The organism is Paenibacillus sp. LHD-117, assembly GCF_030929555.1.
Lineage (GTDB): Bacteria > Bacillota > Bacilli > Paenibacillales > Paenibacillaceae > Pristimantibacillus.
Genome location: NZ_JAVFVT010000006.1, coordinates 160736 through 183686 on the forward strand (window position 1 = coordinate 160736; position 22951 = coordinate 183686).

At 51.5% G+C, this 22951-nt stretch carries 16 protein-coding genes; 1 reads left to right on the top strand and 15 read right to left on the bottom strand.

The window, feature by feature from the left end; translation table 11 throughout:
* Nucleotides 1–42: 42 nt before the first annotated feature.
* Complete coding sequence (locus tag RB620_RS06440) at nucleotides 43–363, top strand: hypothetical protein (protein WP_308092835.1); 321 nt, start codon at nucleotides 43–45, stop codon at nucleotides 361–363.
* Here the strand turns inward: RB620_RS06440 and RB620_RS06445 are convergent.
* From RB620_RS06445 to RB620_RS06510, 15 genes are all read right to left on the bottom strand, one after another.
* Entirely contained in the window at nucleotides 344–2554 is a 2211-nt protein-coding gene (locus RB620_RS06445) for a hypothetical protein (RefSeq protein ID WP_308092837.1), read from the bottom strand. The genes RB620_RS06440 and RB620_RS06445 overlap by 20 nt on opposite strands.
* 65 nt (nucleotides 2555–2619) lie before the next feature.
* Nucleotides 2620–4317: an extracellular solute-binding protein gene (locus RB620_RS06450; RefSeq protein ID WP_308092838.1), complete on the bottom strand. Its 1698-nt coding sequence runs from the start codon at nucleotides 4315–4317 to the stop codon at nucleotides 2620–2622.
* A gap of 54 nt (nucleotides 4318–4371) precedes the next feature.
* A complete protein-coding gene (locus RB620_RS06455; RefSeq protein ID WP_308092839.1) occupies nucleotides 4372–5268 on the bottom strand; it encodes a carbohydrate ABC transporter permease in 897 nt (298 codons plus the stop codon).
* A gap of 196 nt (nucleotides 5269–5464) precedes the next feature.
* Complete coding sequence (locus tag RB620_RS06460) at nucleotides 5465–6376, bottom strand: ABC transporter permease (RefSeq protein WP_308092840.1); 912 nt, start codon at nucleotides 6374–6376, stop codon at nucleotides 5465–5467.
* A gap of 47 nt (nucleotides 6377–6423) precedes the next feature.
* Nucleotides 6424–9549, bottom strand: a complete 3126-nt coding sequence (locus RB620_RS06465; protein WP_308092841.1) for an alpha-mannosidase — start codon at nucleotides 9547–9549, stop codon at nucleotides 6424–6426.
* A gap of 124 nt (nucleotides 9550–9673) precedes the next feature.
* Nucleotides 9674–10840, bottom strand: coding sequence for a GntR family transcriptional regulator (locus RB620_RS06470; protein WP_308092843.1), 1167 nt, complete (start codon nucleotides 10838–10840; stop codon nucleotides 9674–9676).
* Nucleotides 10841–11171: 331 nt separating this feature from the next.
* The gene (locus RB620_RS06475; protein WP_308092844.1) at nucleotides 11172–11939 is read right to left on the bottom strand and encodes a hypothetical protein; all 768 of its coding nucleotides are present in this window, start codon (nucleotides 11937–11939) and stop codon (nucleotides 11172–11174) included.
* Nucleotides 11936–12634: an ABC transporter ATP-binding protein gene (locus RB620_RS06480; protein ID WP_308092845.1), complete on the bottom strand. Its 699-nt coding sequence runs from the start codon at nucleotides 12632–12634 to the stop codon at nucleotides 11936–11938. The genes RB620_RS06475 and RB620_RS06480 overlap by 4 nt, the downstream gene beginning before the upstream one ends.
* A 7-nt stretch (nucleotides 12635–12641) precedes the next feature.
* Entirely contained in the window at nucleotides 12642–13025 is a 384-nt protein-coding gene (locus RB620_RS06485; RefSeq protein ID WP_308092846.1) for a GntR family transcriptional regulator, read from the bottom strand.
* A 43-nt stretch (nucleotides 13026–13068) separates the two neighbouring features.
* Complete coding sequence (locus RB620_RS06490; protein WP_308092847.1) at nucleotides 13069–13827, bottom strand: ABC transporter permease; 759 nt, start codon at nucleotides 13825–13827, stop codon at nucleotides 13069–13071.
* Nucleotides 13820–14836: an ABC transporter ATP-binding protein gene (locus RB620_RS06495; protein ID WP_308092849.1), complete on the bottom strand. Its 1017-nt coding sequence runs from the start codon at nucleotides 14834–14836 to the stop codon at nucleotides 13820–13822. The genes RB620_RS06490 and RB620_RS06495 overlap by 8 nt, the downstream gene beginning before the upstream one ends.
* 189 nt (nucleotides 14837–15025) lie before the next feature.
* Nucleotides 15026–15172, bottom strand: coding sequence for an S-layer homology domain-containing protein (locus RB620_RS30300; protein ID WP_374121373.1), 147 nt, complete (start codon nucleotides 15170–15172; stop codon nucleotides 15026–15028).
* Nucleotides 15130–15837: a hypothetical protein gene (locus RB620_RS06500; protein ID WP_308092850.1), complete on the bottom strand. Its 708-nt coding sequence runs from the start codon at nucleotides 15835–15837 to the stop codon at nucleotides 15130–15132. Before RB620_RS06500 ends, RB620_RS30300 begins: the two co-directional genes overlap by 43 nt.
* 171 nt (nucleotides 15838–16008) lie before the next feature.
* Nucleotides 16009–21342: a fibronectin type III domain-containing protein gene (locus tag RB620_RS06505; protein ID WP_308092925.1), complete on the bottom strand. Its 5334-nt coding sequence runs from the start codon at nucleotides 21340–21342 to the stop codon at nucleotides 16009–16011.
* Between the two features lie 19 nt (nucleotides 21343–21361).
* Nucleotides 21362–22504 carry a DUF5050 domain-containing protein gene (locus RB620_RS06510; RefSeq protein WP_308092852.1) on the bottom strand — a complete coding sequence of 381 codons (1143 nt, stop codon included), beginning with the start codon at nucleotides 22502–22504 and terminating at the stop codon, nucleotides 21362–21364.
* Nucleotides 22505–22951 lie beyond the last annotated feature (447 nt).

The following is a 22951-nucleotide window of genomic DNA, read 5'->3' on the forward strand; positions in this document are numbered from 1 at the left end:
GTACCTACTGCAGGCAAATCGCCGTCTCCGCGAGCTGTAGGTATGTTTCGCGTACCTACTGCGGGCGGATCGCCGTCTGCGCGAGCTGTAGGTACGTTTCGCGTACCTACATCGGGCGGATCGCCGTCTGCGCGAGCTGCAGGTACGTTTCGCGGACCTACAAAGGGAGGATCGCCGTCTGCGCGAGCTATTGGTACGTTCCGCGTACAAAAAACCGCCATCGGCATCCTTAAACTGGACGCCAATGGCGGCTTGAAGCCGACCGGTCTGCAGGTGACAGGTCTTATAGCCGGCCGATATTGCAGCCGACAATCATCCGGGCTGCCGACCGTTTATTACGCGGTCATGCCCACGACACCTTGATCGTCGATCCCTCCGGCTTGCCGGGATAACGGACTAGCGCCGTTCCGGATGAGGCGTCGTACGTAAGCTCCGCTTTGGCGCCGTCCGCGGTTGCGTCCTTCGGCGCCGACGGCACGCGGATCCGCGTGCTGACCGTCATTGCGGACGGGCTTTCAGACCGGAAGGATATCGCTTCGGCGTCTGCGCGCTCATCCGATACGCGAGAGGAACTGACGAGGACGCGGGCGCCCTGCCTCCCTTCCCCGTCCGACGCGGTCCCATCGTTCAAATCATACAACAAACAGTTGTCCCCGGGCTTAAGAGCGACGTCCTTCAGCACCGGAAGATCGGCCTCGAACAAGTCGATATACATCCCGTTCAGCACGGATCCTCCCGCGAACGCGTCTTCCGTTTCGTCCAGCGCTTGCGCGATGACGTAAGGACCCCGTTTGATGCGGAGAAGCCCGCTCTCGGTGTAATCGTCCCCTTCGGCCCTCAGCTCAAGCGCCCTCTTCACTCTGCCGAGGACAATCTGTGCGCCTTCGGCGGTTCTCGATAAAGCCGCCGGATGAACGCGATGGATGATGACCGCTCCTTTGCCAACCTCGAACTCGCCTTCCGCCTGATCCGCGGAAAGTCCAAGCGCCTCGAACAGATGCTGATCGGGCCTATCGTACGTGCGGCGGCCCCCAGCGCGGTTCCACCACTCGCGCACCCCGTGGAACGGATCGGATCCGTCGCCGACGTAGATCAGCACTCCGCCGTCCCGGACCCATCCGGCAATAACCTGATGGAGCCCGGCATGCTCAGGCTTCATGAACTCGTAGCTGAGCAGCAGTACCCTATAGTCGTCCAGGTAGCCGGGGAAAGCCAGCGCGTTGTCGAGCTGGACAGGACGCAGCGGAATGCCGTGTTTCACAAGGGGCAGCGCAAGTCCGTAGAACGCCGACCAATCCAGCAGCTCGCGCTGCTCGGGCGCCAGCAGATCCGACGTTGTCGTGCCGTCGTATTTGAAGCCGGCCGATCGTTCCGCCTCCGTCTCCTCCGGGATGACGTCTCCCCGCTGATACATGGACGAATTGGATAACAGCAGGCCGATCCCCGTCGTATACCCGGCGTCGTTTTTCTCCTCTTCGTGGTTATGCATATCCCGCAGCACTTGCATAACCGTTAGCAGCACCGTAGCATAGTCTCCCGGAATCTTCTCTTTGCCCGTGCCGTCCTCCTTCGGGTAGCTGCCTTCGAACACCCGCCACGGCCATGGGCATACCTCGTACTGAGACACGCCTGGATGAAGCAGCGAAGCGACCACAGTCGATCGGTAATTATACCGGTAGTCGCTCCAGCTGTATCGCGGATTGTCTTCGATCGGATCGTGCAGGAACCACATGTCCCTGCCCGTTCCGCGCGTCAGCTCCTGCATGATGCCGTATTCGAGGAAGGCCGTCTCGAACGTGCGCTCTCGGCGGACGCCGCGGTAGACGTTCGGCGTTCTGGCCGTTCCCGTCCATATTTGCGCGATGAAGCCGTCGCAGGCCGGCATCGAGACGAGCAGCGCCTCCGGGCTGATAATGCGCCACTGGGTGTAATTGATCAGGCTGTGAGTCGGGACGTAGAAACGAATCTCCCTGCCGTACGTCACGAGCGCGTATTCCTTCATCTGGCTGCATAACCTGTCGAGCGCGCGGTAATACAGATGGGCTTTCAGCTTCGATGCGCGGTATTGCGCGTCCGGCGAGGAGTGGGGAGCCGTCCAGGCCTCCCCGTAATACGTCAGCCACTCCCGCTTGAACGCCTCGGAATAACCCGATGCCGCCCAGTATTCCGGCTCTTCCAGATGGATCGCTTCCACGCCGTAATCGATGGCGAGCTTGATGTGTTTGGCCAGATATTCCGAGTACGCGATTGTCGGATCCATGTAAGGAACATCCTTGCCATGGAGCAGATGATTGCCGAAACGGTCCATTTGCGCCTCGTCCCAATGCTTCCGCCCGTCGAACTCGCCGTACAAGTAGTCCTGGTATTCGCCCCAGGATACGCCCGTCATCAAATGGATCGTATAGCCGGCTTGTTTCCAACCTTCTATTCGTTTGCCCAAGTCGTTCGACAGTCCGTAAATCATGACGAAATCCGTCCGAAGATCGTACGTCGGCCCATACGGACGCGATTCCTGAAACCCGGTCCATTCCGGACCTTTGCGCTTCGTACCCATTTGTACGCTTAGCCTCCTTCACACTCACTCGCGCCAATCAGGGGCAGTCGCGCCCCTCGCCGCAGTTAGTTAGGCATTTGCAAAGTAACGACTTCTTTGCCCTGCAGGTTCTCGTTCATGTACGCGATCGCTTCCTCATAACCCGTTTTATTCAATTGGCCGCGCAGGTCGTTGATGATTTTGAGCGCCGCTTCGTCCGACTTGGCGAAGACCGCCTGCTTCCATACATCGCCCCTCTTATCCATCGCCGGCTTCATCCCTTCCCATTGCGGCGCCTTCATGATCACGTCCCCTGGATTAAACGCCGAGACGACGCTGACGCCGTTCGGACGAAGAATTTCGCGCGCTTTCGCCATGGCATCGAGCCTGGTTTGATCCGCCCAAATATCGCCTCCGCCGACGGAGTTGATGCGGTCCTGACCCGACAACGACTCGAAGCCGATACTGATGCCTTCGTTTTTCTTCATCTTGCCCGTCGTATCGGCAGAGAACTTGTCGAACCATTCCTGCTTCGCGACCGGTTTGCCGCCTTCCATATCCCAATGTACACCTTGCACGCCGTAACGGACGAGCAGGAACCCTTCATCGGATGCCAGATAGTCGAGCAGGCGCAGAGCGGCGTCGACGTTCTTCGATTTTTTCGGAATGACGGTGACGTTATTGCCTTGGATACCCAGATCAACAGGACGATCCGGCGCCGCTCCGGCGCGCTCCAGCGGGCCTACCGGAATGTAATCGCTGCCCGGATGCGATTTCACGTAGTCCTTCGAAGCGTCGAGAATCGCCGGATAGTGAGCGGCGAGCACGGCGATGCGTCCTTGCTTGATCTTCTCGTTCGCGATCGGGTCGGTCTGCGTGAACGCTTCCGGATCGAGCAGACCTTCCGCGATCAGCTTGCGGTAATAAAGCGTGTAATCCTCGTATTGTTTTGTGAAAAAGCTGTTGACCAGCTTGCCGGAGCCGTCGTCGATATAGTCGGAACCGTAGAACATCGTATTGCCGATGCCGACGGCCCAGCCGTTATGGAAGCCGCCGAGCGGAATGACGGGCAGGCCGTTCTCTTCGAGCTTCGCGTCTTTAATTTTGGCGAGGAAATTGTACAAATCGTCTTTCGTTTTGACCGATTGCGGATCGACGCCGACCTTCTCGGCGATGTCCTTGCGGACGTAGAAGCCGTACAGCCAGTCGTTTGCGTCTTCCGGCGTCGCGGGATGATTCTGGTACATCAGGAACTGTTTGCCACCGTAAGCGTCGAACGCCTTCTCGTACAGAGCCGGCGGAACGTTCTCCTTCGCGACCGCTTTAGCCAGGTTCGGATATTGGCCAAGCTTATCCGTCAGATCGACGAGCTGATCCTCTTTGGCCGCCTTGATAATGGCGTCGAGCTCGCCGCCCCAAGCCGGACCGGTATAAATATCCGGCAAATCCTGCGTCGCGAAAATTTGATTGACCTTCTCGACCTCGCTGCCTTTCGTGTATTCCCATTCGACGGTAATGCCCGTTTTTTCTTTGATGATCTTCGACACGGGCGTCATGTCCACGTCCGCGCCAGTGGAGCCGTTCCAGTTGTGAAGCACTTTGAGGGTAACTTCCTCCATTTGGCTTCCATCGTCCGTATTGCCCTCCGTGGCGGACGGCTTGTCGGTCGCGGGCGTATTCCCGCCGTTCCCACCGTTGTTGCTGTTGCTGCAAGCCGCAAGCAAACCTACCAACATCGCGACGATCAGCAACAGTGAGGCTTTCTGTACTCGTTTGTTCCTCATAAGAACCCTCCCATGAATCGTAATTGGTATGATAAAGTCCGCTTTCGCGAACGATTACCCTTTGACCGAGCCGATCATGACGCCTTTGACGAAATAACGCTGCAGGAACGGATAGACGCACAGAATCGGAAATACAGTGATGACGAGCAGCGCCATGCGCATCGATTCAGGTGTGGCGGAGGCGGCACCCATATCCACCGTTTGCCCGCCTTGCTGCGCGGCCCGCTGCATGGACGACGACAGCGCCTCGGCTTCCGTCAGCAGCTGTTGGAGCAACGTCTGCACCGGTATCAAATCCTTGTCGGATACGTAATAAGCGCCCGTAAACCAGTCGTTCCAGTGCGCGACGCCTATAAACAGCGAGATGGTGGCGAGCACCGGACCGGACAGCGGCAGAATGATGCGCAGGAAAATCATAAAGTCGCCGTAACCGTCGATGCGCGCCGATTCCTCCAGCTCTTCAGGTATGCCTTGCAGGAAGGTACGGATGATGACGATATGCATGAAGTTGAAGAGCATCGGGATGACGTACACCCAGAACGTATTAATGAGATGGAGTTTTTGCAGCGTGATGAAGTACGGGATAAAACCCGCGCTGAAGATCGTCGGCAGGAAGATGTAGAACGTGACGAACGAACGACCCGGCAGCGATTTCTTCGATAACGCGTACGCCATGAGCGTGCAGAGCGTCACGTGGAGGAACGTGCCCAGAAGCGTGCGGAATAGGGTTATTTTGTAGGCATTCCAGATGCGGCCGTTCTCGAATACTTCCGCGTAATTATCGAGCGTGAACTTGCGCGGCAGGAAATACAGCGCGCCCAGCATGGAATCCTTGCCGTCGTTAAGGGAGTAGACGAGTATATAGATGAAAGGATAAATCATCGCGAAACCGAACAAAGCCAAGAAAACGTAGTTCAGGACGGGAAATACGGACAAACGGCTCTTCGTCAAGTCGGATCACTCCTTAAAGAGGTAGTTCAAAAACCCCGATTTTGATCACGAAGTATTCCAGGAAGCAAACTCGACATCGAATCTTGAATTCAGCCGGAACTTCCGGTGCTCACGTAGCTTCCACTACGCTCCGCTCCTCATTTCCTAGCTTCATCCAACCTTCTCGGTGCTGAAAACCGGGCTTTTTGAACTCTAATTAAAACAGGGATACATCGCTTACTTTGCGGGCGATGCGGTTAACCGTCAGGATTAGAATAAACGCGATGACGCTTTGGAACAGCCCGACGGCTGCCGCGTAGCTGAGTCTTCCTTCACTGAGGCCCGCGCCGATGACGTGGACGTCGAGCACGCTGCCGATGGCGGCCGTGGCCGGTCCGTTCAAGAGAAGCAGCTGCTCGTAGCCTGCGCTCATTAAGCTGCCCGCCGACAGGATAAACAGGATAACCGCGATGTTGCGGATGCCGGGAAGGGTAACATGCCAGATCTGGCGGAACCGGCCCGCGCCGTCGATCTTGGCGGCCTCGTATAGCTGCTGGTCGATGCCCGCGATCGCGGCCATATAAATAATCGAGTTCCAGCCGATGTTCTTCCAGATGTCGGAGCCTACGATCATTTGGTAGAACCAGGTCGTATTGTTCAGGAATTGGATCGGCTCGACGCCCATGCTTCCGAGCAGATCGTTGACCGGGCCGCCGTAAGGCGTGAGCAGCCGTTGCATCAGCGTGACGACGACGATCCAGGAAACGAAGTAGGGTAAATACGAAAGCGTTTGCACGACTTTCTTAAACATAACGTTCCTAACCTCGTTGAGCAGGATCGCCAAGGCGATCGGCATCGCGAAGCCAATGAGCAGCTTCATCAGGCTAATGATGATCGTATTGCGAATGAGCTCGAACGATTGGTAATAATCGAAAAATTGATTAAAATACTTCAACCCCGCCCAAGGGCTTCCGGTGAAGCCTCCCGTGTACATAAAGTCGCGGAAGGCCACCTGGATGCCGAAAAGCGGCACGTAGGAGAACAGAAAAAACCAAATGATACCGGGAAGCATAAACAGGTAAAACAGCTTATGGCGCCAAATCCGCCTCCACAAAACTGAATCGAACATGGATGCACCTCCTGAAAAGTGAATGGCAATGGCGGCTTCGGTCCGGATCAGGACCGAAGCGCCAACTTAAGTGTCACTACCTCGAACGGCAGCAGCGTGAGCGATAACGCTCCGTCCGTCAGCGCGAGCTTCTCGGACGGCTGCTCCAGCAGATCGGTCAGCCAAGCGTCGGTAACCGGAACCCCGATGTTCAGCGTTGTCCTCGCACGTGTACCCGACGTCTCGTACAGCCTTACGATCAGCTCTTCGCCGTCCTCGGCACGCTTGACCGCCTCGATCATGACGTTCGGATGGTCCGCGCGGAGGAAGCTTGCCGACGCAGGCAGCGAACCGCCATGCTCGGCCGGTTCGGCGGCGACCGTCCGCAGCGGCACATTCAGCTCATAGCCGCGTTTGTACACTTGCGCCTGTACGTGATCCCCTTCATGCGGATAAAGCGAATACGTAAACCGGTGCGTCGCGATATCCGCCTCCGGATCGGGATAGGTCGCTCCGCGCAATAAATTGAGATCCAGGACGTTCTCGCACACGCGATGGCCGTACTTGCTGTCGTTCAGCAGTGCGACGCCGTAATCCGGCTCGGAGAGATCGATCCAATGATGCGCGCAGATCTCGTCTTTGGCGAAATCCCAGCTCGTATTCCGGTGCGTCGGCCGTTTCACGTAACCGAATTGGATCTCGCAGCTTGCCGCGTCGGAGCGAACGGCGACCGGGAACGATGTCCGCAGCATGCGGCCGGATTCCCGCCAGTCGGCTTCAGTCTCGAAGTCGATTCGTCTGCTGCCCATGGTCAGGATGACCTTCTGGGTAATTACGGATTGCCCGAACTCGTAACGAAGCAGCATCCCCGCCGTAGGCCCGTCCGCGAAAGGCTCCATCGCCAGCAGCGTCGGCGGCGCGCCCCCGCCATCCCGGTAATCATGGCGGAAATCCCAGGCGTCGCCATCGTCCTCGTAGACCGCCAGCGCATTAGCTTCGCCGCTAGCCACGACTTCGCGACCGGCTGCCTTATCGACGATCGAACGGATCGCGCCGTTCTCGCCGAACGCCACCCGGAGCAGCTCGTTCTCGACGATCCGCTCCGCGGCCCCGAGCATCGGTATCAATCGATTCGCGGCGTCCTCATGCTGTGCCAGCGCGGCCGCCGATTGTTTCTCCGCTTCTTCTTCGGGCCGATCGGCGGCAATGGCCACGTAACCCATGGCCGGCACACGCACCTTCCGCCATGATCCGTTCAGCTTCATCCACTCTTCGCGTTCCCACGGAAGCGAATTGAAGACGGCTTGCCGCTTGCCGCTACCGTCCGCATCAGGCAACCTTGCTGCAATCTCGCCGTAAGCGCCGGCGATGAGGTCTTCGACGCGAGCCAGCATGATCGCATAACGTTCCAGCGATTCGTCATAGACCCGTTTGATCGACGAACCCGGCAAGATGTCATGGAACTGATATAGCAGCGTCTCTTTCCAAATCGTCTCGAGCTCCTCCGCCGGGTATGGAGCTCCCGCGATGATGCCCGCAAGCGACGAAGCGAATTCCAGCTCCCGCAGCGCTTTCTCCATGAACCGGTTATACCGTTTGTTGCGGGCTTGGCTCGTAAGCGTCCCTTGATGTTTCTCCAAATAAAGTTCGCCCTGCCAGGTTCGGTACTTGTCCGACCCTTCGTTCAAACGTTCGAAGAAGCGGTGCGACGACTCTTGCTCGACCGGGCTTAAGCCAAGCAAATTTGTTTCTCTGGCAAGCCGCTCCAAATGTTCTTCGCCCGGGCCGCCGCCGCCATCCCCGATTCCGAACAACATCAGGCATCTGTCGGACACGTTTTTGTCCAGGTAGTTATGTTCCGCCTTCGCGATGGACCGCGGCGCGGCCGGGCTGTTGTACGTATCTTCAGGAGGCATATGCGTCAATACCTTGGATCCGTCGATGCCTTCCCAGTGGAACGTATGGTGCGGATGTTGGTTATACTCGCTCCAAGAAAGCTTCTGGGTCATCATGTAATCGACGCCGGATTTTCTGAGCAGCTGCGGCAGGCTCGCCGTATAACCGAATACGTCGGGCATCCAAAGCGACTTCATCTCCTGCCCGAATTCCTGAAGGAAATACCGTTTCCCGTACAGCAGCTGTCGTACCAGCGATTCGCCTCCGGGCACGTTCGTGTCGGATTCGACCCACATTGCGCCTTGAGGCTCCCAGCGCCCTTCCTTCACCCTTTTCTTGATTTTCTCGTACAGCTTCGGGTAGTGGGTCTTCATCCAGTCGTACAATTGCGGCTGGCTTGCGCCGAACACGTAATCCGGATATCGTTCCATCATTCGGAGCGCGGTAGAAAATGTCCGGGCTCCCTTGCGGATCGTCTCCCTGATCGGCCATAACCAGGCCAGGTCGATATGCGCGTGGCCGACGGCGCTGACCGTAAGCGCGGGTGCGCCCCCCTTCTTCGCCAACTGAACCTCGAGCAAGGCGCGCGCTTTCGCCGCTTCCTCTTCCGTGAATTCCCTCAGCAGGAACGACGCCTCGTAAAGCGCTTGCAAAATTTGCGCCCTGCGCGCCGAGCTTTCCGGCAGCTGCTCGGCGGTTTCGAGCAGCACCTCGGCGTCGTAATACAGCTGCCTGATCTCCTCGCGGCAGACGGCGATGGTCGCTTCCTTCAACGTACCGCTCCGGAACCTGCCGAACAGATCGTTGCAGCCTGCATCGCCCCACAGATCGATAAGTTCGGTTCCTTCCGAAACTTCCGTTATGTGCACGACGCGTTTGCCCGGCTTGCCAAGCGAATAATCGAATTCGGAATTAATGTTGGTCAGGCCCTGAACGGGAGTGCCTTCCTCGTCGACTAGACATAACTCGCCGTTCACGTCGATCAACAGCACAACCTTGTTTCCCTTGGCGCTATCCGGCACTTTGCCGGAAAAGTGGAACCAGGCGCAGTCCCATAACTGTCCCCAGCGATCTCCCTCCGACAGTCGCTCAAGCTTGCGTCCGTTCGTCCTCTCCTCGTACGGAACAGGCTCCGGCGTTACCCAGGCGGTCACGCTCAGGTCGGCTGCCTTTTCATAGATGTTTTCGCTTATTTTCTCCAGCCATCTTCTTCCATGGTCCGGTTTCAACGATTCGTAGGGCAAACCATCATCTCCTTTGCGAGCTGCGATCGGAACCGCGAAACGAATAGGTTCCATTTGGTACTCTTGTTAATATGAGTATAGTATATACATTGAATATATTCAATATATAAATAAAAAAAAGATCTTCTCCCGTTGATGGAGAAGATCTTTTTGGTCCGTTCATGGTGAAGATGGCAGTTTACCGCAGGGGCACCGCGCTTGTCGTCTGGCCGATGACGAGCTCCGGCTTTAGCTTCGTCTTGTTATAGTCACCTGAGTGCCCTTTGCTTATCACGTTCAGCAGCAAATCCGCGGCGCGGTAACCCATCTCGTATTCGAACTGCTTCACATGCGTGAAAATGCTGAATTCCTCCACGATCGAAGTCGGATCGTCGAAGCTAATGATCGACAGATCCTCGGGAACGCGCAGTCCCGCTTGGCGCGCCATCTGGTAGATTTGTACGGCCAGCCTACCGTTTAGCGTAATATACGCCGTCGCCATCCGATTGCGGATATAGCGGAACAACGGATGGCTCTCCGCATCCTTCAGGCTTTTCACATGGAAGCCGGTAATCATATGCGCCGGATTGATCAGCGCGCCTTTGTTCATCAGGCTGTTCATGTAACCTTCGATCCGCTCCTGCACGGTTACGGTCTGCAGCGGCGAATCGGAACAAATGGCGATTTCGCGATGACCCAGCTCCCATAGGTGGTCGACGGCGAGACTAATGCCGAGCTTTCCGTCGGCGGCGATGTAATGCGTGTCTACGCCGGGCAAATACCGGTCGATGAGTACGAACGGGAATCCCGAGAACTTCATACTCAGAAGCTCCTCGTTATACTTCTCCTCGTCCACGGGAAACACGAGCAGCCCCTCCGCGCCGATGTCGATCAGCGTCTTGATCGCTTCCTTCTCCCGTTCGATCTGGCTCATGGACAGTAAAATCATGCTGCGGTAACCGTTCGCGACGAGCGCCTGCTGCATGCCTTCGATGATGCGAATCGCAAAATAATCGTCGATGGACGGCATGACGATTCCGATGATTCCGGTGCGTACGGAAGGAGCCGCGTTCTGCCGTTCCTCGGCCGCGGGCTGGGCCGGAACCGCCTTCGGCTGCGGATCGGGGGCTTCATTCGGCTCGCTGCCGGTGACGAAGCTGCCCTTCCCGGGCACGCGCGTGATGACGTTCTCGTTGGCAAGCCCCGTCATGGCGTTGACGACCGTAATCTTGCTGACGTTAAATCGCGACATCAATTCCTTCTCGGTCGGTATCCGGTCGCCCGGCTTCAGTCCGTCCGTCTCGATCAGCTCGCGGACATAGTCTTGAATTTTCTGGTATAACGGGGTTCGGAAAGTAGAATTCATCACAAATCACCATGCTTTTGTTTGATATTTATTATATATAATATAACGACTCCCTCCATTTCGCAATGGCTCCCCGTTTGTCGAATAATCGCAACATCGTACTTCCTAACGTATAATAAATGGAACATTCGGCCCCTGTTCCCGTAACCGATCGGTACGTTGGGCGGAGAATAAATTCGATGCGTGTGCATATCGTCTATGTATAATATATATAATCATGCGACGAAAAACATTCTTGAATCCGCTTCGCCAACGACGGAAAAAAAGCCGCCTAATCCGTTTGCATGGCAAACTTCTTAGCGGCCTTAGCAGGTTTTAATTGATTCGATCGTCACAGCTTGATCTTCCGATTGATCATATACCGAATGCCATACAACTGCGCGACGACGACGCCAACCTCCATCAGGAACGAGACGAGTCCGATTCCTTGGAATCCCGTCATTCTTAACGCCAGATTATCGTCCGACCCATCCGTCATGCTGACGCCGGTTATTCCGAGCGGAATATCTCCACTCAGCGAACTCGGAACGATTAACGAATCCAGCCAAGTAATAACGAACATCAGCACGATAAACGCAGCAATCCCGAGCCAAGTACCCGCCTTGCCCTCGAACGTCTTTGCAAACGTAATACAGAAGAACACATATACGGCGGATACGATCGTGATCCATGCAACTCCGATACTAACAGCGAAGGCAGCTGGCGCCGTAATCTGCTCCCTTAGCGCCGACATGATCGTTTCGTCCAATCCGAACCACGTGACGTACACGTACTCGTGCAGAAGGAACAGGAGAAATATGAATGCCGAGCAGGCAAGAAGCAACAGGATTGGCGAAGCAACGGCGTACAGGGAAGGGAGCGGCAGCAGTCTGCGGCTGTACGCCTTCAGGTTGGCGTTATACGTCTGGCACACCATCAGAAAGGATAAGAAACCCGCGAACCCATAGATCACAGTGGATAAAATATAAGCCGTTAACGGCTTCCAATGTTGAAGCTCCCCGATCATCGTCACGACCGCCTGCGCCAGCACGAGGATGACCGTAGCCGCGATCAACGTATTCGAGTTGCGTTTCCAATCGTATTTGAGCAGCCTGATCATTCCGCGTACACCTCTTTGAACATTTCATCTACGCCTTTCCCGTGTTTCATCCGAATGTCATCGACTTGCTCATGCAAGACCACAGTCCCGTCTTTGATGAAGACGACCTCGTCGAAAATCCGTTCGATGTCGCGGACGAGATGCGTCGATATGATAAGGGAGCTTTCCTCATGATAATATTGTACGATCGCATCCAAAATTTTCTCGCGCGCGACGGGATCGACGCCTCCGATCGGCTCGTCGAGCAAATACAGCTTCGCGTTCCGCGACAGCGTAAGCGTCAATTGCAGTCTTTCATTCATCCCTTTGGAGAGCGAAACGATTTTGTCTCCGGGGCTAAGCTGCATGAAGGACAACATGTCGCGCGCTTTCGATTCGTCGAAGTCCGGATAGAAGTCGCGGCTGAACGCAACCGCGTCTCGTACCTTCATCCAACTTTCCGTTAGGGGCTGATCGGGCATGAATGCCGTGTAAGCCTTAGAATACACGCCAACCGGAAGGCCGCAAACGGACAGCGAGCCCGAAGTTGGCCTGAGCAAGCCGGCAGCCAGCTTCATGAGCGTCGTTTTGCCGCTGCCGTTGCTGCCGAGCAGACCGATGATTTTGCCGGGACCGACTTCGAACGAAACGCTGGAGAGCGCGCTTCTCGCACCGTATCGTTTGGTGACGTTATCCAACTTTAAAACGGGTTCCATGGTTTGGCTAGCTCTCCTTTCGATCCGAATGAACATTCACCGTATCCTTCACGAGCGCGAGAATGTCGTCATCCCCGAAGCCCAGCTCCTTCATGCCCAGGACGAACCGATCAAGCAGCTCGCCCGCCATCTCTTTTTTTATTCGCATAATGGTCGACTCCTCGCTTGTTACATAACGCCCCATGCCTCGGCGCGTCTCCACGATGCCTTCGCGTTCCAGCTCCTGGAACGTACGCTGAATCGTATTCGGATTAATCTGAAGCTCCGCCGCCAGGTCGCGGACGGATTCGATTTTCTCTCCGGGCCCCAGCTTGCCGGTAATAATCAACTTCTTCAGATAAGCCATGATTTGAATATAAATCGGCATGTTATTATCGAATTCGATCGTCACAGTGGGCTATGCTCCTTCTCGATGCCCGGCCGCCCGAGCGGACTTACGAAACATCGCGTTTTCTGAATGTGACAAAGCTTGCAATAAGGAAAATCGCCGTGTAACCGATAAGGACGGATACCGAGAACGGAAGACTCATCCCCTCGATGAACAACTCGCTGCCAGGTTCGTATTGGGACAGGTCCGTACTCGCGAACAGCAGATATTTGGCAAATTCGTATTTGGACAGCAGAAGCGTGACCAAGCCGCCAATCATGATGCAGAACAAGGAAATGCCGACGGTTACACCGCTCGACTTGGTCAATACATCGATCATGAACGTCAGAGATACGTAGACGACCGTATAGATCAACAGGTAAAGCATCGATTTGCCAATTTGTCCCCAAAGCTCGGCATCCCCGCCAAATCCGTAAACGATCGTTCCCGTGATCAACACCGCTGCGGCCGTAAACACGATAAGCGAAGCCGTGAACAGCAGCGACACGATATATTTGGATGCCAGAATTTTGTTGCGGCTGTGCGCGCGAATGAGCAGCAGCTTGATCGTGCCCATCCGGTATTCCTTGGAAACCATGCTTGCCAAAGCAATAATAGCAAGCATCGGAAGCAATTGTCCAGCAGAACCCATGCTTATCGCTTCGGCCGCGAACGCCGCGCCCGAGCTGATCTCGATCTTCAGCCGGAATGCGGCGTACGCATACACCCCCGCGAATAGCGCCAAGATGGCGAATGGGACATAAATCGATTTTTTCTTAAACAGCTTCAACCATTCGTTCGTCAACAACATTCCGAAACTACGCAATTCGGTTGCCTCCCGTCCATTTCATAAAGTCGTCTTCCAGCGTTGCTTTGTTTTCCTCGATGCGGTAAATGCCGATTCCGGCGTCGGTCAACCTCTTGACGATGGCCGGAATGTCTTCGCGGGCGAGCTTCACGATGAGTCTTCCCCCATCGGCGTCATTGCCCTGAAGCTCGGCTTTGCTCGACGCCGCGATATGCTGCGCCGCTTGCTCCGCATCGGTAACTTCCAGGCTGACGGACATCTGCCTGCTTTCATCGCTGCCATCCGGCTTGATGGTCCGAACCGCTAGCAGCTTTCCCTCTTGAATGACGACAACTCTGCTGCACATCAGCTCCATCTCGGTCAGCAAGTGGCTGGATACGAGGATACCGATTCCTTCTTTCTCCGCGATCAGCTTCAAATAATCGCGCATTTCGCGAATGCCCGCGGGATCCAATCCGTTGGTAGGTTCATCCAGGATCAGCACCTTCGGCTTGTGCAGCAGCGCCTGCGCGATGCCAAGCCGCTGCCTCATGCCGAGGGAATAAGCCTTTACCTTCTTGTGAAGCGCGTCCTCCAAGCCGACGAGCGCAGACACTTCACGAATTCTAGCCTCCGAAACGCCGCCTTCCATTCGCATGAATTGTTTCAGATTGTCCATGCCGGACATGTAAGGGTAAAATTCCGGATTCTCGATGATGGCGCCGATATGGCGGATTGCGCTCTCGAATTGTTTGCGAACGCTGCTGCCGCCGATGCGGATATCCCCCTCCGACATGCTGATCAGACCGACGATCATCCGGATCGTCGTCGTTTTGCCGGCGCCGTTCGGGCCGAGCAGACCGACGATTTCGCCGCTTCCCACTTGGAAGCTAAGGCCGTTCACCAGCGTCTTGCCGCCGATTCTCTTCGTGACGTAATCAAGCTCCAGCACGGCCGCTCCGCTCGCGGAACCGGGAAGACCGGCGGCTTGGGCGGCAGTTTGGACAGCCCGCTTCGAATTGGAATGGTTTGCTTTATTTTCAGCCATTTTCGTTTCTCCTTTTCCGTGTAGCAGTGTTATAGTTAAATAGTACACTAGAACTTTGACATTGTAAAGCCGTTTTTTTCAAAGGCTGATCCATCATGAAGTGAATGCCTCAGTATTGATGTTCTAACCTGCGTACAGCCAAAAGAAGGGTGAGCCGCGTCGCGGCTCACCCTTCTTGATTGGATTTGATTAGTTTATAAATTTCAAGTGCCGGAGCAACCGTTCGATGACGACCGCGGCTTCCGCTCGCGTTGCGTTATCTCGAGGGCTGAAATTGCTCTCCTTATCGCCTTTCATGATCGACGCTTCAACGACCCGCGCAACGGCGCCGCGCACCCAATCATCGATGAATTCGACATCGTTGAACTGCTGCAACGACTCCTGCTTCGCGCCAGTTTCCGCTTCGCTCGACGCATAAACGTCACTTCCGTCTTGCCGTTCACTGTGGAGAATACCTCCGGTACGAACCTCAATTCACCTGTATTCGGATCGAACAGCAGGACGGATGTCTGTCTCTCGTTGACCGCACCGTCGATCGTCAACGAACGCGTAACGTATGTTCCGCCGAACGAATCGATTTCTGCCGAACGGCCGTTTGCGCCGACGGTTACTGTAAAGTCGATCGCGCCGCCGACGACCTGCATGCCGTTTTGATCAGCTGCTACTTCAACTTGCTCGGATAGGTCGCCCGTTACGAAATTCATCGTTATGGTTATCGACATATCGCCAGTATCCACGCTTAACTCTTCGGCGACGGCCGCAAAGTCGATCGCGCCTAGGGGCAAATCATAACTTGCTTGACCGGCATCGATCGTAATAGCCAAGCCGGAAAGATTCGCAGCAGCTTCTAGCAAAGCGCTCGCCGGCACTTGAACGGTTACTGTCGATGCCTCTCCGAAAGTAACGGGAATCGTAATCCGTTCCTCGACACCGTTATTCGAATCCAGCGCCTCGATCGAAGAATCCAGTAAATCGTTATCATTGTGAAACACCCGGTTCAAAGAAGTTTCCGTCCATGATGTTTAAATGCAAGCTGTAGATCTTCCGCCCATACAAACGACGTAATGCAGGGAGAAAGAAAGTAATTATCCGACCTGAACAAGCTTTAGGTATAGAAATAGTGGGCCGGATACGAAGTGCCGGCCCACAAAACTACATTGATGAATTTAGTGTTAAGTTATACCACCAAGAGATACACTCCATGAATTGCTGGTTGATAAATTCCCTTGATTATCTACTGCAACTATATAAAAACGAGACGTTGTGCCTGTTACATTTGGAAAAGTAATGGACAGATCAGTTGTAGATCTGATCATTTGTACATTTCCAAATTTACCGGTCATACCTGTGTATTGATAATAGAGTAAATAATGCATCACCGGACCAAAATTAGATGGTGGACTCCAGCTTAATGATATGACATATGATCCATTAATGTTCTTTGATTTAGTGCCTTGAAGTATAGGTCCATTGGATGAATTTATTTCGGGAACTAACCATCCATTCAGATATGTCGCTGTATTGCCTGCTGCATCCACAGCATTCACAGTGAGATTATAAGCTGGACCAGGTTTTAATCCCGTTACGGTGAAACTGTTAGTTGCCGAAATTCCAAGAAGTCTTGATGGTGATGTTCTTGTATCGTATATTTCATATTGTGTTACACCTACATTATCAGACGAGGCATTCCACGTAAGCAATACCGAAGAATCTGCTTGCATAGAGGCAACTAATCCACTCGGTCTACTCGGTGCAATAGTATCTGATGGAGCTGCAATATCGGTCGTCAAATTTAATATGTTGGAATAGTTGGATAAATTATTTGCCGAATCTATTGCTTGTATTTTAAATGAATAGGAAGTATTAGCAGTAAGTCTCTTAATTGTGTACTTAGGTATTGCCGAAATACCAACTAAAGTAGTTCCATTATAAATTCTATATCCATTTACTTCTACGTTATCTGAAGAATTAGACCATGAGAGAGTTACAGAGGTGTTTGTTTTATTCATTACAATAAGTCCAGTAGGTGCAGTTGGTACTTCTCTATCAATCTTTACTGTTACCGATGATTCAATACTTATATTTTCTGTGCTATCAATCGAACGAGAATAAATAGTACTCGCTCCAGGTTGTGAAATTGTTATTGGACTAGAATATGGAGCCCAAGTGCCTGTTGCTCCTAATTTATATTCTGCACTAACCCCCGCCCCTCCACCATCGGTACCCGGAGTTATTGTGGCAGTAACATTTGCACTTGTCCATTCATAATTACTTAATTCAATTCTTGGAAAAGTTGGTGAAGTAGCACTAGTAGTAACAACTAGTGATGAACTTAATTCAGAAGTATTTCCTGCTGCATCTTTTGCCTTTACATAAAAATTATAAGTATTATTCGGTGAAAGTCCTCCAACAGTATGGCTAACTCCAAAAGAACCTCCGACTTTAGTTGATCCTTGATATATCTCATATTCTGTAACACCAACATTATCTGATGATGGTATCCATGTTAGTGAAACACTAGATGATGTCTTACTAATGGTTGTAAGACCCATTGGAACTGATGGAGTAGTTTTGTCGATTTTTATAAATATAGAGGCTTCAGAACTGATATTTCCTGCATAATCGATCGTACGGGCATAAAAGCTAGATTGTCCTTCGGAAGTCAATAAAACTGGAATAGAATAATCAGTCCACATTCCTTGACTCCCAATTTTATACTGATTTTTCCAAACGCCGCTTCCACTATCGGTTCCCGAGGTAATCGTAACCCTCACGTCTTGATTCGTCCAATTGGCATTACTCAAAGAAATACTTGGACTGGTTGGAGGAATGGTATCCTGCGGTGGCGGGTTATTCACTAAAACAGGTATCGACAGCGTTTTCCCTGCATACGAAACGGTTAGCGTTGAAGATCCCACCGTATTCGCCGTGACGACTCCGCTCGCATTCACATTGACGATTGCGTTCGAGGTGCTAATCCGAACGACATTCGTGATGTTTGAAGAAGCGCTATCATTGAAATTCGCCATAATTGCAAGCTGAATAGACGAACCGCTCAATAGATTAATGCTACTAGGATACGCCGATAAGCTGTTAATGACCATCTTTCCGATCTCTTCTACATCTGTTGAAGATGCGCTGCCTTCAGCCAAATCATCAACCGTATAGCCTGACGATATCACGAACAATTCTTTGAGGTCTGAGTAGGAGATTTCACTTTCCGATAATTCTGTGCTAGTCATCTCAGAGAGCATCCCGATGGGATACATTGTATCTTGCAACGGTTTATAAATCCCAATCATGTGATGATTTTCCATAATTTCCTCTTCGTAGTCTGCCGTCGAGTTATTACTTCTTGGATCGTATTCCGGGAAATATGTTTTTAATGGGTCTACCGGTGTTTGATCTTTCGAGTTACTGGTCGCTTTTGCTTCCGATTTAGCTTGTCTTGTCTCAAAGTGAAGGTGTACGCCAGTCACACAACCTCCCGTCATTGCCATCTTGCCGACTTCATCACCGCCATTTATGGAATCGTTACGGTCTACGACGATCGAATTATCTTTCAAATGGAGGTATCTAGAAACGACCCATTTGCCGTTCACTTGATGCTTAACTGCGATCATATTACCTCCGCACCCGGAAAATCCTGTGAATAATACGGTTCCATTCGTCATTGTAACGATTTTATCTCCGGCAACCCCCCTAGCAGCCGGGCCAATATCCGTGCCTTCATGGAGTAGATTCTTTTTCTTAGTTGGATGGAAGCGCATGCCAAAGTGACTTGTGATTTTCTTCGAACCCGGCACCGGCCAAACGAGACTGGTACTGGTCGTAGGCATCGTAACTGAAAGAGCGGTACTCACCGGAGACAGATTACCCGCCGCATCTTTCGCTTTAACTGTGAACGAATACGTTTTTCCAGAGATTAATGGAGTCAAGGTAAATGTCGTGCTCGTAGAAGTACCGACTTGTCCTCCGTCTTTATAGATAATGTAACCCGTCACCCCAACGTTATCGGTCGAGGCCGTCCATGACAACGTGACGCTAGTAGGTTTTACTGTGGTCGCCTTCAAGTTAGTCGGAGCCGTAGGCGCAGTGACGTCATTCGACGCATTCGTCGTAACAGTCAAACTATTGCTCGCTTGTGATTGATTGTTTTGAGCGTCCTTCGCTTTTACCGTAAACGAATAAGCCGTATTCGGAGTTAGACCCGTCGCTTGGAAGGTCGTGGTCGTAGACGTTCCGGCAAGAACTGTGCCTTTGTAGATGTTGTATTCCGTTACCGCGACGTTATCCGTGGATGCCGTCCATTGCAAATTGACAGTATTGAAAGTTTTGCTGGGCGAAGTGAGATTCGTTGGAGTGCTTGGCGCCTGCATATCCACTGTACTGGTCGTTACAGAATAGGTGTTGCTTGACGTGGAAACGTTTCCTGCCGCATCTTCCGCTTTAACGTAAAAATTATAAGCCGTATTCGCGGTCAAACCATCGACTTGCATTGTGGTACTTGTTGCCGACTTATAGAAAGCATTGTTTTTATACACATTGTACTTCGTAATGCCAATGTTATCGGTAGAGCCTGTCCACGACAAGTTGACGGTTGTAGCGGTTTTCGCCGTGGAGGTCAAATTGGATGGCGCCGTTGGAGCCTGCGTATCCGATTGCGTCGTCGTTACGGATACGGTGCTGCTTGCCCCCGACAAATTCCCCGCTTGGTCTATCGCCTTTACATAGAAAGAATAAGTACTTCCGGATTGTAAACCTGTGGCGACGTAGGATGTTCCGGTCGGCGAAGCGATTAGCGAGTTGTTTTTATAAACTTTGTACTCTTTAATGCCAACGTTATCCGTCGACGCGGACCATGTTAACGCAACGGAATTTGTCGTCACGTTGCTTTTTGTCAAATTAGAAGGCACTGACGGCGCCTGGGTATCCGCAGGTTGCGGAACCGTTACCGTAAAGCGTTGCTCTTTTGACGCGTATGGGCAGGTTGACGCTGTACAAAAGGAATACTTGACGGTATATGTCCCTGCTATAAGCGTTGAGGGAGATTGCCATGCATAACTAACGTTTTGATTCGTTTTCAAATTCACGGAGCTACCGTTATGCGCCAATTCGATCGTATCAACTCTCGTTCCGTTCGGGTTGTCAATGCCGATGAACATCCTCTTAAAATTAGAGGTTCCGGCAGGCGTTGATGGTACTGTTACGTTAAACGTCGCCTTTTCTCCGGCTTGAATTGCCGTCGTGCTTACCTCTCCGTTAACTTCGGACGGGAACAGGATTTCATCATCGTATGTGGATAACGGAATGACAGGGTCATTCGAATAACCTAACGCTTTCGCCAGATTTACAATGCCATGGCCGTATTCATGTTGAGCTCCTAGCGGAGTAGCCGAGTCGTATAGCAATTGTTTTACCTGCTCGCTGGATAAGCCGCTGTTTGTCGACCAAATTGCCGCCAAGGCGCTCGTCACGTGCGAAACGGACATTGAGGTCCCAGATGCGGTTCCATACGCATTACTCGGCAAGGTGCTTAATACATTTTGTCCAGGAGCCACGACATCAAGTTCATATCCCGTACTCGTGAAACTCGTCAACACATGCGCTCGATTCACCGCACCGACCGATATGACCTCAGGATATAAAGCAGGGTAGGTTTCCATTTCATCGCCTTGCCCTCTATTTCCTGCGGCGGCAACCATTAAAATACCTTGATTTTGGGCTTCGACGATCGCTTCGTGAAGAGCTTGACTGTACTCAATACCGCCGAAACTCATTGAAATGATGTTGATGTGGTTTTCGATCGCCCACTCAATCCCTTGAATAATTTGGGAATAATTACCACTCCCTGAATCTCCTAGTACTTTGACGGCATAAAGCTCTACAAAAGGGGCCGCTCCGATGATTCCCGTGCCATTTTTTGCGCCGCTAATAGTGCCCGAGACATGAGTTCCATGCCCGTTATTGTCAAAATAAGAGGTTGAGTTGGGATCGAACGAAATACCTCCAGCAATAAACAAATCGTTATGGTCGGCAATCCCCGTATCGAGAACAGCGACCTTGATTCCTTCGCCTAGCCTAAGCGCATTGTTCTCAAGCAATTGATCCGCGCCGATCGAATAGATTCCCCAAGGAAACGTTTCCTCTGTATTCTCCATATACACTACAGAATCGTCATTTTGGTTTGCCTCAAAAGTATTTATGCTTGCAACGGAATCAGGCTCGATATATCGAACATCCTGATCGTCCAGTAGCTCTGTCGCCTCTTGAAATGTCAATTCCGCAGCAACGCGTTTACTCTTTTGATGCTTCAGTTGCTTAAAAGACTTGATTTTCTTCTTGCTGGCAAAAGTCTCCGAATCTACTCCGTCTTTCAAACCAATTAAATACTTTTGTTTCAAATCGTTTTTTCCAGTTTGATCATCTGCCGCGAACGCCGTTGTTGTAATCGTACACCAAATAATTGAGAAAGATACAAATATATGAAATATTCTTAAATTCATCACGATCAGAGTTCTCCTTCTATTCGATTTGTTTGCGTCCGGAACCGTCTGTTTTCATCAATATCAAATTCTCTTCACTATCCGTGTCTTCCGTCAGGTTCAAATCTTTGTACAAAATCATGTCTCCAAGAACATGAAGGTAATACGGCCTGTCATCGCTGAGCTTTACTTTTTCGGTTCCGTCAATTTTCACCTTAAAAAATCCAGGATCTTCACGAAGACCGTAATAGACCCACCCCCCCGATACATTACAGAGTAAGTTAGGAATATCGTCGCTGATTTTTTGATTGTCAGTTCCGTCCGTATGTACTCGATACATTTTGTCTTCATCCGAACCATTTCGATAATAAATCCATCCATCGGACAGTCCGAATACTTGAATTTCATCCGTCACCTTTCGAGTTTCGAGCTTGTCGAGAGTGACGCTAAATGTCCCGATATCCATGAGACTGTCATAGACAAGCAGGCCATTTTGGACACTTAAGGAAAGCAATTCTTCTGCATCGGATACCAACTGTTCGTCTGAACCGTCCCACCGCATTTTATGAACTTGATAAGTCATATCCAAATAATAAATCCAATCTTTTTCGAAGTTCAAATTGAAAAACATGCCTGGTTTTATCAAATGCTTCTGTGTTCCATCAAATCTAATTTTGAATAAACCATCAGGGACAGTGCTTCGATAATAAACCCAGTCATCCATAACATGGATGTCCGAACTTTTGATATCTTTCGACAATTTGACCTTTTCGGTTCCGTCTAATTTCATCCGATATAGAAACCCGTTGTCCGCCAAATTACTAAAAAAGATATACTCTCGCGATCGATCGGCAAATCCACCGTTGAGGATGTTACTCGTCGAATTTGCGGTATCTGACTCGACCTCTGACAAGGGATCATCATGCATGGCTTCTTTCCCAGGTTCTTGCGTGGCTACTTCTGCGGTTTCTTGTACGTAGTCTTGTTCGGGCTCTTGTGTGGGTTCTTGTGTGGATTCTTGTGTGGGCTCTTGTTCATTCTTGAGTATCGGTGTTGTCTCTGAATGGGATTTGATGGATTGCGATTCCTTCAATTGTTCCGTTGCCTTACTTTTATCGTTAGAACAACCCCCCACAAAAACAATAATAATACAAACGAATAAAAATATTATTCGAACACTCAAAACCAAATCCCTCCACTTAAATTCATTTTTACGATGACTATTGATTCCATTTCGAATCTTCATTTCACTTTTTTATCATTTTCAAAACAAAAATGCGTTCCCCATCATTGAAAGGCTATTTTCGTTAATATCATTAACCAGAATAACTGATAAATCAAAAGCAAGTAAGGGGTTAATTTTGCCGAAATATGTTGTTAATTGACGAATATGTACTTTTTTTTAATTTTACCATTAATTCATCAGCAACATGACTTATGTATGACTACAGCAGTTCGTTCCAAAGAATGTAAATCTAGAAAGATTCAAAATATACTACTCTAATCCGTTTTTGCTCTTGACTTTTACTGATCACCATTGTGATCGCGAAGGATACCGATTTAAACCAGAATAACTCTCAAGATTTAAGGTAATGAACATGAAAGAATCCCCAGAAAATCACCTGAATCC